Here is a 15,261-nt window from a genome sequence, read left to right on the forward strand (position 1 = left end):
TGATGCAGATTGTGTAAACACGCGGAGCCACCAGCATAAGGGGATGGCGGCATGTCGCGCCACCTCGGCGAGGTGGCGAATCACTCTCCGCGCGGAGAGGTTTCCCCGGATTGCTGTGCGGAAGCCATCACCCGCTCCATCAGCCGCTGGGCGAGGCGGCTGGCATCCTGTCGGGTGGCGACATCGGCGAGATCATCGAGCAGCACCAGGCGCCAGCAGCCGAGCGACTCTCCCAGAGCCACGGCTTCCATGGGGTAGCGCCCCGAGGGCAGCGACAGCGTGCAGCACTCTCCTGCTAAAGGCATGGGCTCGGTATCGCCGGCGGGCAGCATCACCAGCCACAGCGACACCGGCGTGACCAGGGCACCCACCAGCTGTTCGCCGTGCTCGGGCAGGCGATAGCACTGGAAACAGAGTGCATCGGCAGCCAGCCGCGGATTGAAGTGGGACAGCGACTTGGACTCGCGCAGATGGCTGGCGGTCCAGGCCTCGGCAAGCCGTCGCAGGCGCTGATACTGTTCCGGAGTCAGGGCATGCATGAGTCTCTCCACGATGTCGGGCGGCGCCAGTATAGGCGCAGCGAGCCGCGGGGCCCAGAGGCCATCGGCGCTCGGCCGGCGAGCTGCTAGGCTATCGACACGCGCCATCCCGGAGCTGTCCAGCCCAGCCCAATCAGAGGGAGTCCACCATGACCGACAACCAACGCCTGCAGCATGCCCTGGAGATCGCCCTGGAGGCGGGCGAGCGTATCCGCGATGCCCGTCATGACCGGGACTTCGGCCATCGCTACAAGGGCGGCGAGGAGCTGGTGACCGATATCGACGTGGCGGTGGATCGCCAGATCGGCTCACGGCTGGAGACCACCTTCCCGGGTGAGGCACGCCTCAGCGAGGAGCTCTCTCCCGACCGCAGCGTGCTGGCCGTGGAGGGGCCACTGTGGGTTGTCGATCCCATCGATGGAACCGTCAATTTCGCCCACGGGCTTGCCCACGTCGCGGTCTCCATCGCCTGGCTCGAGCATGGCGAGGCGCGTATCGGCGTGGTTCATGCCCCCTTCCTGGGCGAGACCTACACGGCGATCCGCGGTGAAGGAGCCTGGCGCAACGGCGAGCCGATTCACGCCAGCCGCCGCAACGACCTGAGCCGCAGCCTGGTCGCTACCGGCTTCCCCTACCGCCGCGACAGTCGGCCACCGCTGATGCGCCGCCTCGCCGCGGTGCTCGATCGCTGTCAGGACGTGCGCCGCAACGGCTCGGCGGCACTCGATCTGTGCGACGTCGCCTGCGGACGACTGGATGCCTACTACGAGAGTGTCTCGCCGTGGGACTTTGCGGCCGGCTGGCTGATCGCCAGGGAGGCCGGCGCCCGCACGGGTCACCTCTACCCCTGCCCCGAGGGCATTCCCGCGGCACTCTATGGGGAGAACCTGCTTGCCTCGAGCCCGGGTATCCACGCCGAACTGGGCGAGCTGCTGCGGCGTGCCGATGCCGGTGAACTGGACACGCCATGAACTATGGCGGTCACAATCCATGGCGGCTGACAACCCATAGCGGCGGACAATGGCTCGGCTCGCCAGGACCTATTGGCCAGGGCGTCCGCTATCACGGACAATGGTGCCATCTTTGTTCCAGCCAGCGCCCCAGGCGCCAAGGAGAACCCATGTTCGTCACTATCTACGGCCGCCCAGGCTGTCCCTTCTGCGTGTTCGCCAAGGACCTTGCCCAGCGCCTCGAGGCCGCCGGGGCCATCGAAGGCTATCGCTATATCGATATGTATGCCGAGGGGCTGACCAAGGCCGATCTGACTGAGAAGGTGGGCCAGACCGTGCACACCGTGCCCCAGGTATTTCTGGATGCCACCCCGATCGGCGGCTTCTCCGAATTCGATCAATACGTGCGCAAGCAAGGCCTGCTGTCTGCAGCCCAGGCCCACTGACACCGGCTTCCCTCGAAAGCGTAGTACTGGCGTTGAAAGGTCCCTTGACGCTGATGCCTATACTTCCCGCCAGTCACGACGACAAGGGAAGCGCTTTCAATGCAGAGGGAAGAGTTCATTCAGCAGTTATGGCTGGATTTTATCCACCAGCATCCGGAGATCGGCGGCCTACGGCTCTGGCCGCTGGATGCCCCGGTCGAATACCTGGCCCTGTTGACCCTCAATCACCGCCATCATGGCATGGATGCCCTGATGCCAGCGCTCGCACACTTCGGATACCGCATCCGTCACCGTCACGCCATGGCCGACCGCGGGCTGCTGGTCAACCTGCTGGCACCGCCAGGCACAGGCCCCTGGCTGGCCGTCGCCGAACTCCAGATGGGCACTCTGGCCAGGCGACCCCGGGCCCTGCTCGAGACGCTTGTCGACCAGGCCCCCGAGTCCGCCCACCGCGGCACCAACCGCCTGTGCCGGGGACGGCCCTGGCCAGTGCCTGACTGGGAGAGTTACCAGACCCTGCACCAGGCACACCCCCTGGCCGCCCTGCTCGCCGTCAACGGGCCGCGGCTGCACCATGTCGGCTACGATTGCCGGCACCTCGATGCCTCCCTTGAGGAATTGCACCGGGGGATGGAAGAGGCCGGCTTTGCCGGCACTGACGATCGCCATCACGGCCTCTTTCCCATCTCGCCGCTGGTCGACTATCGCTTCTACCCGTCAGGCTCGCGACGGCTGCCCTTCGCCGAGGGTGACGAGCACCGTGTCGAGACCGGTGGCATCGCGCTGGTACAGAAGTCGGTCAGCGCCCACCAGGAGCGAGTGGTCGAACTGCTGTTGCCTCACCACACCCGCTGCCAGCTCTCCTGACCTGTCGTCCACAAAATCTGTGGATAACGCTGTGCAACATAGGCGACCACGCCACTAACCACCGGCCGTATGACGCGATGGTCATAAATTCGCCGTCCCCGAACGCGCGCGGCCCGGACGCTTGACGTCCGGGCCGCGGCAGCAGCGTTGAGGGTCACGCCTCAGTCGAAGGTCATCTCCGGGACGTGATCGGGCACCACCAGCTTGCCCGCGGTCAGCGACTTGATCTCCTCTACGGAGACGCCCGGGGCGCGCTCCTTGAGGTGGAAAGCGCCGTCCTTGATCTCCAGGTAGGCGAGGTCGGTCAGCACCCGGTTGATGCAGCCGGCGCCGGTCAGCGGCAGGTTGCAGCTCTCCAGCAGCTTGGACTCGCCGTGCTTGGAGGCGTGAGTCATGGTGCAGATGATGTTCTCTGCGCCCGCCACCAGGTCCATGGCGCCGCCCATGCCCTTGATCAGCTTGCCGGGGATCATCCAGGAGGCGATGTTACCGTTCTGGTCGACCTCGAAGGCCCCCAGCACGGTCAGGTCGACGTGGCCGCCGCGGATCATGGCGAAGGACTCCGCCGACGAGAAGATCGCCGCGCCGGGACGCGCAGTTACCGTCTGCTTGCCGGCGTTGATCATGTCCGGGTCGACCTCCTCCTCGGTAGGGAAGCGCCCCATGCCCAGCAGGCCATTCTCGGACTGCAGCATCACGTCGATGCCGTCGGGGATATAGTTGGCCACCAGGGTCGGAATGCCGATGCCCAGGTTGACGTAGAAGCCATCTTCCAGTTCACGCGCCACGCGCATTGCCATCTGTTCGCGAGTCAGTGCCATCTTGTTGCCTCTTTGTTCGATGAGAAACGGTCGGTGAGAAACGCCAGCAGCGAGGAGATCACGCCTCGCGCACGGTGCGCTTCTCGATGCGCTTCTCGAAGGAGCCCTGGATGATGCGGTCGACGTAGATCCCCGGGGTGTGAATCTGGTCGGGCTTCAGCTCGCCGGGCTCGACGATCTCCTCGACCTCGACCACGGTGATCCGGCCGCAGGTGGCCGCCAGCGGATTGAAGTTCTGGGCGGTATCGCGATAGACCACGTTGCCGTAGCGGTCGGCCTTCCAGCCCTTGACGACGGCGAAGTCGGCGTGGAACGCCTCCTCGAGGATGTGCGGACGACCGTTGAATTCGCGCACCTCCTTGCCCTCGCCAATGGGCGTGCCGTAGCCCGTGGCGGTATAGAAGGCCGGGATGCCGGCACCGCCGGCGCGCATCTTCTCTGCCAGGGTGCCCTGGGGGGTCAGGATCACCTCGATCTCGTCGTTGAGCATCTGCTGCTCGAACAGCGCGTTCTCCCCCACGTAGGAGGCGTAGATGCGCGAGATCTGCTTGTCTTCCAGCAGCAGGCCCAGGCCGAAGCCATCCACGCCGCAGTTGTTGGAGATCACGGTCAGGTCGTTCACACCGCGACGCTTGATCTCGGCGATCAGGTTCTCGGGAATGCCGCACAGGCCGAAGCCACCGGCGGCGACCGTCATGCCGCTCTCGATGCCTTCCATCGCCTCTGCATAGGAGTTAACGCGCTTGTCGAATCCGGCCATAGGACGCCTCGTGTTGTTGTGGGCTGAAATTACTCAGGAAGAATAGCGGGTCTTTGGGAGACTCGTTGCCCTAGTGTTAGTGCGGAGGATATATTTGTTAAGTTTGTTTTTCTTATCATTTGATCGAAAAACCTCATAAATTAAACCTTGGTCGCATACCCACTTCCGGTAGCCATCATGACCGTCAAGCAGCTTCGCGCCTTCCTCGCCGTGGCCAGCGCCCTGAGCTTTACCCAGGCCTGCGAGCGCCTGCACCTTTCCCAGCCTGCGCTTAGCCTGGCGATCAAGGGGCTCGAGGAGAGCCTGGGCGGACGCCTGCTGACGCGCAGCACACGCAGCGTACGGCTGACACCCGAAGGCGAATCGCTGGTCCCGCTGGCCAAACGGCTGCTGGCCGAGTGGGACAACACCGAGGAGCTAATGCGCCAGCGCTTCACCCTGCAGATGGGCCGGCTCGGGGTGGCCGCCATGCCTTCCTTCGCCGGGAACCTGCTGCCCCCGGCGCTGATGGCGTTTCGACAGCGTTACCCGCGCATCAATGTCACCGTGCACGACGTGATCAACGAGCAGGTGATCGAGATGGTGCGCAACGGCCAGGTGGAGCTGGGCATCGCCTTCGAGCCCGAGGCCGTGGGCAGCCTTACCTTCACGCCCCTGTTCAGCGACCGGTTCGTCGCCGTGGTGCCGCCCCACTCACTGCTGGCCGGGCACGCCTCGCTGCGCTGGGAGATGTTGCTCACCCACGACTTCATCGCCCTGCAGCGCCCCTCCATGGTGCGCCGCCTGCTGGAGCAGCAGCTGGAAGCGGAAGGCATGGCACTGCCCGGCGCCTTCGAGAGCCACCAGCTGGCCACGGTGGGCCGCATGGTAGCCAGCGGACTGGGAGTCAGCGCAGTGCCCTCGCTGTGCCGTGGCCAGATGGAGGAGCTCGGCGCGCGCTGCCTGACACTGGAGGCCCCCGTCATACAGCGCGACGTGGGCATCCTCACCCATGGCGAGCTCTCCACCGCGGCCCTGGCCCTGAAGGAGGTGATCGTCGAGACCCAGGGCCCCGCCGCCGGGCATCTCACCGGCCCATAGACCGCGGGCGTTGGTCGCAGGCGCTGGGCAGGCGTCGGGGGATCCTTTAGCATTGCCGACATTCCACAGGCCACCCATGGAGATCGGCATGTCGACCCTCAGGGGCATCGTCAGCCTGCTGCTGCTCACCCTGACCACCCTGCTGTGGGGCCTCCCCCTGCTGCTGATGACGGTGGTCAAGCTGATCACGCCGGGCCATCGCCTGCGCCTGGCGGTGCTCAGGGTGCTCAATGCCATCGCCCTCAACTGGATCGGGCTGAACCTCTGGTGGATGCGGCACTGGCTGAAGCCGCGGCTGGAGATCGAGCTGCCCGAAGGACTCTCGCGCCAGCACGGCTGGCTGGTGCTCTCCAACCACCGCAGCTGGACCGATATCTTCGTGCTGTTCTTCGCCCTGCACCGGCGCATCCCCATGCCCCGCTTCTTCCTCAAGCGACAGTTGATCTGGATCCCCATCGTGGGCCTGGCCTGGTGGGCACTGGAGTTCCCCTTCATGCGCCGCATGACCGCCGCACAGCGTGCCCGCCACCCGCACCTCGCCCGGCGCGACCAGCAGGCCACGGAGCGCATGTGCCAACGCGCCCGGGAGATGCCTATCGCCATCTTCAATTTCGTGGAGGGTACCCGTTTCACCCCGGCCAAGCATGCCGCCCAGGACTCGCCCTATCGGCAGTTGCTGAAGCCACGCGCCGGTGGCGTTGCCCAGGTCCTCAACCTGCTCGGCGACCAGCTTGCCGGGATCCTCGATGTCACCCTCCACTACGACAATCCGCGCCCCACCTTCTGGGGGTACCTGTGCGGGCGCGAGGAACGCATCGTCATGCACACCCGCCTCATGCCTGTCGAGGACTGGATGCCGGGTGGCAACTACCAGGATAACGCCAGCGACAAGGAACGCTTCCACACATGGATCAATGCGCTTTGGCACCAAAAGGACGATCGGCTCTCGCGCTTCTGATCGTCCTGCTGCTGATGCTGGCCGGCTGTGCCTCGCAGCCGTCGGACAGGGCGACGCGGGATGCGGCCGAGGCATCCCGCGTCGGGGGTTGGGTCATCGTGCAGCGAGGCGACACCCTGGGTGAGCTGGCACAGCGCGGCGGTGTGCCCCTGGAGCGCCTGCAGCGCTTCAATCCCGACGTCGACGCCAGGCGTCTGGCGGTGGGCCAGCGCCTGCTGATGCCGACCCAGCGTGAGCGTGCACCATACCGGGGGCCCTACCGCTACCAGGTGCGGCCCGGGGACACCTACTCGAGCATCGCCCGTCGCTTTCGCACGGAAGCCTCGCGAGTACAGGCCGCCAACCCCGGGGTCGCCCCTACCCGCCTTGCGGTGGGCCAGCTGATCAGTGTTCCCCTGGCCTTGGGAGGCTCCCGCACCAACCCGAGCTCGGCGAGCGGCAACGGTGCCGGCGCGAGTGCCCCATCCTCGCCCCGCCGCGCCAGCCTGCCGGATCCCGGCAACCTGCCGAGCTCGGCGCGCCGCTGGCCCTGGCCGCTGGACGATTATCGCATCGTGCGACCCTACGGCACCGACAGCCGAGGCACCCTGCAGCCGATGCTGCTGGCCACCGACGCAGGCGCTCAGGCCAAGGCCGTGGCGGCCGGCGAGGTACGCTATGCCGGCAGCATGCGCCAGCTCGGCAAGGTGGTGATCGTCCACCACCCCGATAACCTGCAGAGCGTCTATGCGCTCTGTGAGCGACTGCTGGTGGAGAATGGCCAGGCCGTGGCGCGCGGTGAGGCACTCTGCGAGGTGGGTTACAGCAACGCCACCGAGCGCCATGATCTGCTGTTCGACCTGCGCCACGGGGGCAAGCCGGTGAATCCTCGCGGCGTGCTGCGCTGACATGCCCGCTTAACCAGCCTGTCGCCGTCCTGTCATCCGCAACCACCATCCTTGAGGCAACCGGGCGCAAGCCCGCCTGCAACGAGGATGGTGATGCGCATCTGCCTGGTCAGCGAGACCTGGACGCCCGAGGTCAACGGCGTCGCCCATACCCTGGCACAGCTGAGCGGCGAACTACTCGCCCGCGGCCATCACCTGCAGCTGATACGCCCGCGACCCAGGGTGCCTGGTTCCGCTGCGAGGATGGCGAGTGAGCTTCAGGTACCGGGGCTGGCCGTGCCCGGTTATCGCCAGGTGCGCTTCGGGATTCCCGCCACACGACGTATCGTCAGGTGGTGGCGCGAGACGCCACCCGATGTGGTCTACCTGGCCACCCAGGGGCCACTTGGCTGGTCCGCACAGCGAGCCGCAGGCCGCCTCGGCCTGCCCCTGGTCGCAGGCTGGCACACCAATTTCGACCACTACTGCCGGGACTACGGCATCCCCTGGCTGGCACCGCTGGTGGAAGCGCGCCTGCGCACCTTTCACAACCGCTGCGCCGCGACCCTGGTGCCGACCCACGCCCAGCGTGATGACCTGCGGCGACGCGGCTTCCTGGAGCTGCGCTGCATGGCCCGGGGGATCGATGGTACTCGCTTCTCCCCGGGGCACCGCGACGAGGCCCTGCGCAGCCGCTGGGGCGCGAGCCCGCACACCCCGGTGGCACTGCATGTGGGCCGGCTGGCCCCGGAAAAGAACCTCGACCTGCTGCGCGACAGTTTCCGCGCCATGCGCGCCGCCCACCCCGGGCTGCGCCTGGTCGTCGTCGGCGACGGGCCCTCCCGGCGCTCCCTGGAACGCAGCCTGCCCGAAGCCCACTTCACCGGGTTCGTATCGCCCGAAGCGCTGGCCCGACATTACGCCAGCGCCGACCTCTTCCTGTTCCCCTCCCTGTCGGAGACCTGGGGCAACGTGCTGCTGGAGGCCATGGCCAGTGGCCTGGGAGTGATCGCCTTTCGTCACGCCGCCGGTGCCGAACTGATCGACGACGGACACACAGGCCTCTCGCTGGCTGCCGGCGACGAGGCGGGCTTTCGGGAGGCCGCCGTGGCGCTCTGTCAGCACCCCGCCCGCTGGGCACGGCTGGGACGAGCCGCCCGCATCCGGGCCCTCGACTACACCTGGTCCGCCATCACCGACACCTTCCTCTCCACCCTCGAAGATGCCCGGGAGAACCGCCATGCGACCGCACGCGCCTGCCGTGTTTGAACGCCTCGACATGCTCGAATGGCAACTCTGCCGACGCCTGGCCCGCTTCAACCTCTATCGGCCCTGGCTGACCACCCTGCGCATGGCCAGTCACCTGGGCGACTGGCCGGCCTGGGTGGTGCTGATCGCTGCCCAGCCCCTGCTGCAGCCGGAGAAAGGCTGGCACTATCTGCTCCAGTACACCCTGACCGCCCTGATCGCGATCGGCGTCTACCGGTTGCTCAAGACGCGACTGTGTCGCGAACGCCCCTTCATCACCTTCGTTGGCAACGTCAGCCGGCAGGCGCCGGCCCGGGACCGCTACAGCTTCCCCAGCGGCCACACCATGCATGCGGTGATGTTCCTGACCCTGACCGCAAGCCACCTACCCTGGCTCGCCCCCTGGCTGGTGCCACTGGTAATACTGATCGCCCTATCCCGGGTGGGACTCGGCCTGCACTACGCCAGTGACGTGCTGGCCGGAGGCCTGATCGGGCTGCTGTTTGCGTGGGGCAGCCTGGCCCTCGTCGGCTGAGGCGCTGCATGGCATCCTTGGTGCATGCCGATCGAGACCCTGCTTGCCGACCCGCCATTGTGGCTCATGGATCCCCTGCTGGAGGAGCCCGATGCCAGTGCGCTGCTCGCGGCCCTGGATGCCGAGCTCGCCTGGCAGCAGCCTTCCCTGCGCCTCTACGGACGCGAACACCCCATCCCGCGCCAACAGGTCTGGATGGGGACCCCCGAAGCGAGCTATCGCTACTCCGGCCGTGAGTTCCTGCCCGAGCCCTGGCATCCCGCCGTGGCCGATCTCCGCGATCGGGTGATCACTGCCCTGGTCGCCGCCGGTATCGATGCCCGATTCAACAGCGTCCTGCTCAACCGCTACGCCAGCGGCGAGGAGCGCATGGGCTGGCACAGCGATGACGAACCCGAACTCGGCGACGACCCGCTGATCGCCGTGGTCAGCCTGGGCGCCGAGCGCCCGTTGCGCTTTCGCTGGAAGCGCCGCGAGGCCCCGGCCTTCAATGTCTGGCTGCCCCACGGCAGCCTGCTGGTGATGGGGCCGGGCGTGCAGCGGCGACTGCAGCATGCCCTGCTGCCACGCCGCCTGCCGGGAGTTCGCATCAGCCTGACCTTTCGACTGGTGATGTCCGCGTGCTGAACAGGTCCTGCCCAACTCAGGCCTCTCGACCAAGTCATGATGATCGATAGAGATAACGGTATATAGTTCCGGGCATCGCCAATCCCATGGCGATGCCGCTTCATGCCACCATGTGGTGCCCCGATACGCGAAGAGGCGCCCCGTGGGGCGCCTCTTCGGTCGTCATGGCAAGCGTGGCCTCACGACTTGTCGTGGTCCAGCTCCTCGCCCGGCAGCACTTCCTCGCCGTTGAAGTAGGCGCGTGCCAGCTTGAACACCACCGGCGACAACAGGGCCAGGGCGATCAGGTTGGGAATGGCCATCATGGCATTGAAGGTATCCGCCATCAGCCAGATGAAGCCCAGCTGGGCCATGGCACCCAGCGGGATTGCCAGCACGAACAGCACCCGGTAGAGCATGATCGAACGGGTGCCGAACAGGAACTGGAAGCACTTCTCACCATAGAAGGACCAGCCCAGGATGGTGGTGAAGGCGAATACCGCCAACGCCAGCGAGACGATCTGGTTGCCCATGCCCGGCAGCGCCTCATCGAAGGAGAGCGCGGTGAGCGATGCGCCCGCCTCACCGGTTTCCCAGACACCGGCCGTCAGGATCACCAGGGCGGTGATGGAGCAGACGATGATGGTATCGATGAAGGTACCCAGCATGGCGATCAGGCCCTGGCGAACCGGGTTCTTGGTCTGCGCCGCGGCGTGGGCGATGGGCGCGCTGCCCAGGCCTGCCTCGTTGGAGAAGACGCCACGGGCGACACCGAAGCGGATCGCCGCCATCACCGCCGCACCGGCGAAACCGCCCATGGCGGCGTGGGGGTTGAAGGCGTAGTAGAAGATCATGCCGAAGGCGTCGCCGATCTGGCCGGCATTGATGGCCAGCACGACCAGGCCGGCCAGCACGTAGAGGATGCCCATGATCGGCACCAGCTTGCCCGCCACCTTGGCGATACGCTTGATGCCGCCGAGGATGACCGCCCCGGCCAGCACCATGATCACCACCCCGGTGATCCAGTGCGGCAGGCCGAAGGTGGAGTTCAGGGCATCCGCCACGGAGTTGGACTGCACGGTGTTGCCGATACCGAAGGCCGCCACGGCACCGAAGAAGGCGAAGGCGCCGGCGAGCCACAGCCACTTACGGCCCAGGCCGTTCTTGATGTAGAACATCGGGCCGCCGACATGATAGCCGGTGCTGTCCGTCTCGCGGTAACGCACCGCCAGCACGGCCTCGGAGAACTTGGTGGCCATGCCCACCAGCGCCGTGATCCACATCCAGAACACCGCACCGGGACCACCCAGGGCGATGGCGGTGGCCACGCCGGCGATGTTGCCGGTACCGATGGTGGCGGAGAGCGCCGTCATCAGGGCGTTGAAGGGAGAGATCTCGCCCTCTTGCTCCTTGGTCTTGGTCTCGCCGGGTGCCAGTTTGCGATCGCGCCCTTGCCACATCAGCTTGAAGCCGGTGCCAAGCTTGCGGATCGGCATCAGCTTGAGGCCGGCCTGCAGATAGATACCCACCCCGAGCAACAGGATGAGCATCAATGGCCCCCACACCACGCCGTTGATGGCGCCGAATATACTGTTCAAGGTTTCCACGTGAATCTCCCTAAGCGATTATTGTTGTGCGCTGAAGTTTAACGCTCCCGGCACCCCCCGTGGCCGCCAGGGTCGACTGCCGCCACTACAGCGTATGATCCACCGGGATATGGCTTTACAGGCGCGCAAACCACAGCACAAGCCCGCGTAACATAGCGGATTCTATGGCCACGACACCACCTAGACGAACGACGCAGATTCAACACCGGCCGTCGCACGTCAGGCACAAGTTTCCGATCAGAAACCTGCAGACCCACTCGCACAGCGTACCGCCTGTCAGCATAGACCGACAGGCGCTCGGCGTCGTCTGGGCGTACCCACCTGCGCAGGCGGCAGGATCGAGCTGCCCGTTTCACCCCGCCAAGCCCGCCGGACGGCAGCTTTAGCGCTCGCTGCTGGGTCAGCCAGGCTGGACGGATGCGCCGCGACGGGCCACCCTGAATGGCGAGCCCCCGCCCGGCGGGTCAGACTCACGGTGAGGGACTCGCCAAACGCCGCTAATGGCGGTAGCATTCGTCCTGCCTGGAAAAACTTTTCTTATAGGAAATTTCGATGAGCTCTATTCCTGCCAATCTGCGTTATGCCGAAAGCCACGAGTGGGTCCTCGACAACGGCGACGGTACCGTGACCATCGGCATCAGCGACCACGCCCAGGAGTCCCTGGGTGATGTGGTATTCGTCGAACTGCCCGAGGTCGGCCGTACCCTCGAGCTCAAGGAAGAGTTCGGCGTTGTGGAGTCGGTCAAGGCCGCCTCCGACCTCTACGCACCGGTGGCCGGCGAGGTCATCGAAGTCAACGAGGCGCTGGAAGATGCGCCCGAGACGCTGAACGAGTCACCCTATGAGGATGGCTGGATCATGAAGGTGCGCCTCGAGGATGCCACTCAGCTCGACGACCTGCTCGACGCCGACGGCTATGAGGCCGTAGCCAGCGCCGACGACTGAAACCGCTGCGTCTATCTGGATGGCCCCGACCCTCGGGTCGGGGTCCCGACGATTCGCCGTGCCGCCCCCTTGGCGACCGGCCTCAATTTCATCGATAGGGTGTTACATGGCTCTCGACAACCGCCGCCTGGCCGACCTGGCCGCTCATGATGCCTTCATCCAACGCCACAATGGACCTCGCGAGCAGGAGGTGAAGGCCATGCTCGCCGAGCTCGACATGCCGAGCCTGGACACCCTGATCGAACGCACCGTGCCCGCCGATATCCGCCTGGACCGTGAGCTCGACCTCGACCCGCCCAGGAGCGAGGCCGAGGCGCTGAGCTACCTGCAGCGTCTGGCTGCCCAGAACCGCCCCTTCAAGAGCTATCTGGGCCAGGGCTACCACGGCACCCACCTGCCCACGGTGATCCAGCGCAACGTGCTGGAAAATCCCGGCTGGTATACCGCTTATACGCCCTACCAGCCCGAGATCTCCCAGGGCCGCCTGGAGGGCCTGCTCAACTTCCAGCAGGTAGTCATGGACCTGACCGGCATGGAGCTGGCCAACGCTTCGCTGCTCGATGAGGCCACCGCCGCTGCCGAGGCCATGGCGTTGTGCAAGCGCTCCAACAAGAAGATCAAGAGCGATGTCTTCTTCGTTGCTGACGATGTCCTGGCCCAGACCCTGGACGTGGTGCGTACCCGTGCCGCCTACTTCGGCTTCGAGCTGGTGGTGGCACCGGCGGAACAGCTCGCCGAGGTGGAGGCCTTCGGCGCCCTGCTCCAGTACCCCGGCGAGAGCGGGCGAGTGAGCGACCTGGCACCGCTGCTCGAGACGGCCAGGGAGCGCGGCATCATGACCTGCGTGGCGGCCGACATCATGGGCCTGGTGCTGCTGAAGGAGCCCGGCGCCCTGGGCGCCGATATGGTGGTCGGCTCCACCCAGCGCTTCGGCGTGCCCATGGGCTTCGGCGGTCCGCATGCCGCCTTCTTCGCCACCACCGACAAACTCAAGCGCTCGATCCCGGGTCGCATCATCGGCGTCTCCAAGGACAGCCGTGACGGCCAGGCCCTGCGCATGGCGATGCAGACGCGCGAGCAGCACATCCGTCGCGAGAAAGCCACCTCCAACATCTGCACCGCCCAGGCACTGCTGGCCAATATCGCCGGCTTCTATGCCGTCTACCATGGCGCCGAGGGGCTGCGTACCATCGCCGGTCGCATCCACCGCCTCACCACCCTGCTGGCGCTGGGCCTGCAGCAGAAAGGTATCACCCTGGTCCACGACAGCTGGTTCGACACCCTGCGCCTGACCGGTATCGATGCCGGCAAGATCCATGGCCGAGCGCTGACCCACGAGATCAACGTCCGCTACTTCGACAACGGTGATGTCGGCATCGCCCTGGACGAGACCACCACCGCCCATGACCTCGACGTGCTGTTCGACGTGCTGCTCGGCGAGGAGCACGGTCTCTCGGTGCGCGAGCTGGACGAGCGTGCGGTGGCCGAGGGTGCGAGCGGCATCCCCGCCGCCTGCCGTCGCGACAGTGACTTCCTGACCCACCCTACCTTCACGCGCTACCGCAGCGAGACAGAGATGCTGCGCTACCTCAAGCGCCTGGAAAACAAGGACCTGTCGCTGGCCCACGCCATGATCCCGCTGGGCTCATGCACCATGAAGCTCAATGCCACCAGCGAGATGATTCCGATCACCTGGCCGGAATTCGCCGAGGTACATCCCTTCGTGCCCCGCGACCAGGTGGCCGGCTACAAGCAGATGATCGACGAGCTTTCGGCGTTCCTGGTGGAGATCACCGGCTACGACCATATCTCCATGCAGCCCAACTCCGGTGCCCAGGGCGAGTACGCCGGGCTGGTGGCCATTCGCCGCTATCAGGCCTCCATCGGCGAGGGGCATCGCGATGTCTGCCTGATCCCCAGCTCCGCCCACGGCACCAACCCTGCCTCGGCGGCCATGGTCGGCATGAAGGTCGTGGTGGTGGAGTGCGACGCCGACGGCAATATCGACGTCGATGACCTGCGCGCCAAGGCCGAGAAGCACGGTGATGCCCTCGCGGCGATCATGATCACCTACCCCTCCACCCACGGCGTCTTCGAGGCCGGGGTGCGCGAGGTATGCGAGATCGTCCACGCCCACGGTGGCCAGGTCTACGTCGATGGCGCCAACATGAACGCCCAGGTGGGCCTCTCGCGCCCCGGCGACTTCGGCGGCGATGTCAGCCACCTCAACCTGCACAAGACGTTCTGTATTCCCCATGGTGGCGGCGGCCCGGGCATGGGGCCCATCGGCGTCAAGGCGCATCTGGCGCCCTTCGTCTCCAACCACGTGGTCACGCCCATCGACGGCGTCAACGCCGAGTGCGGCGCCGTGGCGGCGGCGGCCTTTGGCAGCGCCTCGATCCTGCCGATCTCCTGGGCCTATATCAAGATGATGGGCGCCCGCGGCCTGCGCGAGGCGACCGAGCTTGCCATCCTCAACGCCAACTACATCGCCAAGCGCCTGGGCGAGCACTACCCGGTGCTCTACAAGGGCGAGAATGGCACCGTGGCCCACGAGTGCATCATCGATATTCGCCCGCTCAAGGCGGCCTCGGGGATCAGCGAGGAGGATATCGCCAAGCGTCTGATGGACTACGGCTTCCACGCCCCCACCATGTCCTTCCCGGTGCCCGGCACGCTGATGATCGAGCCCACCGAGTCGGAGTCGCTCTACGAGATCAACCGCTTCTGCGACGCCATGATCAGTATCCGCGAGGAGATCGCCCGCGTCGAAGCCGGCGAGTGGCCCGCCGACAACAACCCGCTGGTCAAGGCACCGCATACCATGGCCGACCTCATGGATGAGGCCTGGGAGCGCCCCTACTCCCGCGAACTCGGCGCCTTCCCCAGCGACGCGGTCAAGGCGGCCAAGTACTGGCCGGCGGTCAACCGGGTCGACAACGTCTTTGGCGACCGTCAGCTGATCTGCTCCTGCCCGAGCATCGACGAGTATCGTGACTGACGCTCGCTTAGGCGACATCACGATATGACAGG

The 15,261-nt window shown here is 66.1% G+C and carries 15 protein-coding genes; 11 read left to right on the plus strand and 4 right to left on the minus strand.

From position 1 onward, the window contains the following. Positions 1-80: 80 nt before the first annotated feature. On the minus strand, positions 81-539 hold the full coding sequence (hybE, locus tag GRB96_RS11015; protein ID WP_161432185.1) for a [NiFe]-hydrogenase assembly chaperone HybE: 459 nt from the start codon (positions 537-539) through the stop codon (positions 81-83). 149 nt (positions 540-688) lie between these two features. On the opposite strand from hybE, the gene GRB96_RS11020 reads away from it, so the two are divergent. The 3 genes from GRB96_RS11020 (at position 689) to GRB96_RS11030 (ending at position 2,802) form a co-directional block, all read left to right on the plus strand. Then, entirely contained in the window at positions 689-1,510 is an 822-nt protein-coding gene (locus GRB96_RS11020; protein ID WP_161432186.1) for an inositol monophosphatase family protein, read from the plus strand. 149 nt (positions 1,511-1,659) lie between these two features. Continuing rightward, positions 1,660-1,935 (plus strand): GrxA family glutaredoxin, encoded by a 276-nt coding sequence (locus GRB96_RS11025; protein ID WP_161432187.1) that lies wholly within the window; start codon positions 1,660-1,662, stop codon positions 1,933-1,935. A gap of 99 nt (positions 1,936-2,034) precedes the next feature. Beyond that, positions 2,035-2,802, plus strand: coding sequence for a VOC family protein (locus tag GRB96_RS11030; RefSeq protein WP_161432188.1), 768 nt, complete (start codon positions 2,035-2,037; stop codon positions 2,800-2,802). 161 nt (positions 2,803-2,963) lie between these two features. On the opposite strand, the gene GRB96_RS11035 is transcribed toward GRB96_RS11030, so the two are convergent. Both GRB96_RS11035 and GRB96_RS11040 read right to left on the minus strand, forming a co-directional pair. Beyond that, complete coding sequence (locus GRB96_RS11035; RefSeq protein ID WP_161432189.1) at positions 2,964-3,623, minus strand: CoA transferase subunit B; 660 nt, start codon at positions 3,621-3,623, stop codon at positions 2,964-2,966. Positions 3,624-3,681: 58 nt separating this feature from the next. Further along, positions 3,682-4,383: a CoA transferase subunit A gene (locus tag GRB96_RS11040; protein WP_161432190.1), complete on the minus strand. Its 702-nt coding sequence runs from the start codon at positions 4,381-4,383 to the stop codon at positions 3,682-3,684. Positions 4,384-4,560: 177 nt separating this feature from the next. Between GRB96_RS11040 and GRB96_RS11045 the strand changes: the two genes are divergently transcribed. The 6 genes from GRB96_RS11045 (at position 4,561) to GRB96_RS11070 (ending at position 9,697) form a co-directional block, all read left to right on the plus strand. After that, entirely contained in the window at positions 4,561-5,463 is a 903-nt protein-coding gene (locus GRB96_RS11045; RefSeq protein ID WP_161432191.1) for a LysR substrate-binding domain-containing protein, read from the plus strand. An 88-nt stretch (positions 5,464-5,551) separates the two neighbouring features. Continuing rightward, a complete protein-coding gene (locus GRB96_RS11050) occupies positions 5,552-6,421 on the plus strand; it encodes an acyltransferase (protein ID WP_161432192.1) in 870 nt (289 codons plus the stop codon). Positions 6,422-6,435: 14 nt separating this feature from the next. Beyond that, on the plus strand, positions 6,436-7,308 hold the full coding sequence (locus tag GRB96_RS11055) for a LysM peptidoglycan-binding domain-containing protein (protein ID WP_161433091.1): 873 nt from the start codon (positions 6,436-6,438) through the stop codon (positions 7,306-7,308). Positions 7,309-7,401: 93 nt separating this feature from the next. Next, positions 7,402-8,556 carry a glycosyltransferase family 4 protein gene (locus GRB96_RS11060; RefSeq protein ID WP_161432193.1) on the plus strand — a complete coding sequence of 385 codons (1,155 nt, stop codon included), beginning with the start codon at positions 7,402-7,404 and terminating at the stop codon, positions 8,554-8,556. After that, positions 8,528-9,070, plus strand: a complete 543-nt coding sequence (locus tag GRB96_RS11065) for a phosphatase PAP2 family protein (protein ID WP_161432194.1) — start codon at positions 8,528-8,530, stop codon at positions 9,068-9,070. Before GRB96_RS11060 ends, GRB96_RS11065 begins: the two co-directional genes overlap by 29 nt. Before the next feature lie 24 nt (positions 9,071-9,094). Continuing rightward, entirely contained in the window at positions 9,095-9,697 is a 603-nt protein-coding gene (locus GRB96_RS11070) for an alpha-ketoglutarate-dependent dioxygenase AlkB family protein (RefSeq protein ID WP_161432195.1), read from the plus strand. Positions 9,698-9,876: 179 nt separating this feature from the next. Here GRB96_RS11070 and GRB96_RS11075 read toward each other — a convergent pair whose 3' ends face one another. Next, a complete protein-coding gene (locus GRB96_RS11075) occupies positions 9,877-11,283 on the minus strand; it encodes an alanine/glycine:cation symporter family protein (RefSeq protein WP_161432196.1) in 1,407 nt (468 codons plus the stop codon). A gap of 552 nt (positions 11,284-11,835) precedes the next feature. Between GRB96_RS11075 and gcvH the strand changes: the two genes are divergently transcribed. Further along, a complete protein-coding gene (gene gcvH / locus GRB96_RS11080; protein WP_161432197.1) occupies positions 11,836-12,228 on the plus strand; it encodes a glycine cleavage system protein GcvH in 393 nt (130 codons plus the stop codon). Positions 12,229-12,334: 106 nt separating this feature from the next. Continuing rightward, complete coding sequence (gene gcvP / locus GRB96_RS11085; protein WP_161432198.1) at positions 12,335-15,229, plus strand: aminomethyl-transferring glycine dehydrogenase; 2,895 nt, start codon at positions 12,335-12,337, stop codon at positions 15,227-15,229. Positions 15,230-15,261 lie beyond the last annotated feature (32 nt).

It is taken from the genome of Halomonas alimentaria (genome assembly GCF_009902005.1).
Taxonomy (GTDB): Bacteria; Pseudomonadota; Gammaproteobacteria; order Pseudomonadales; family Halomonadaceae; genus Halomonas; species Halomonas alimentaria.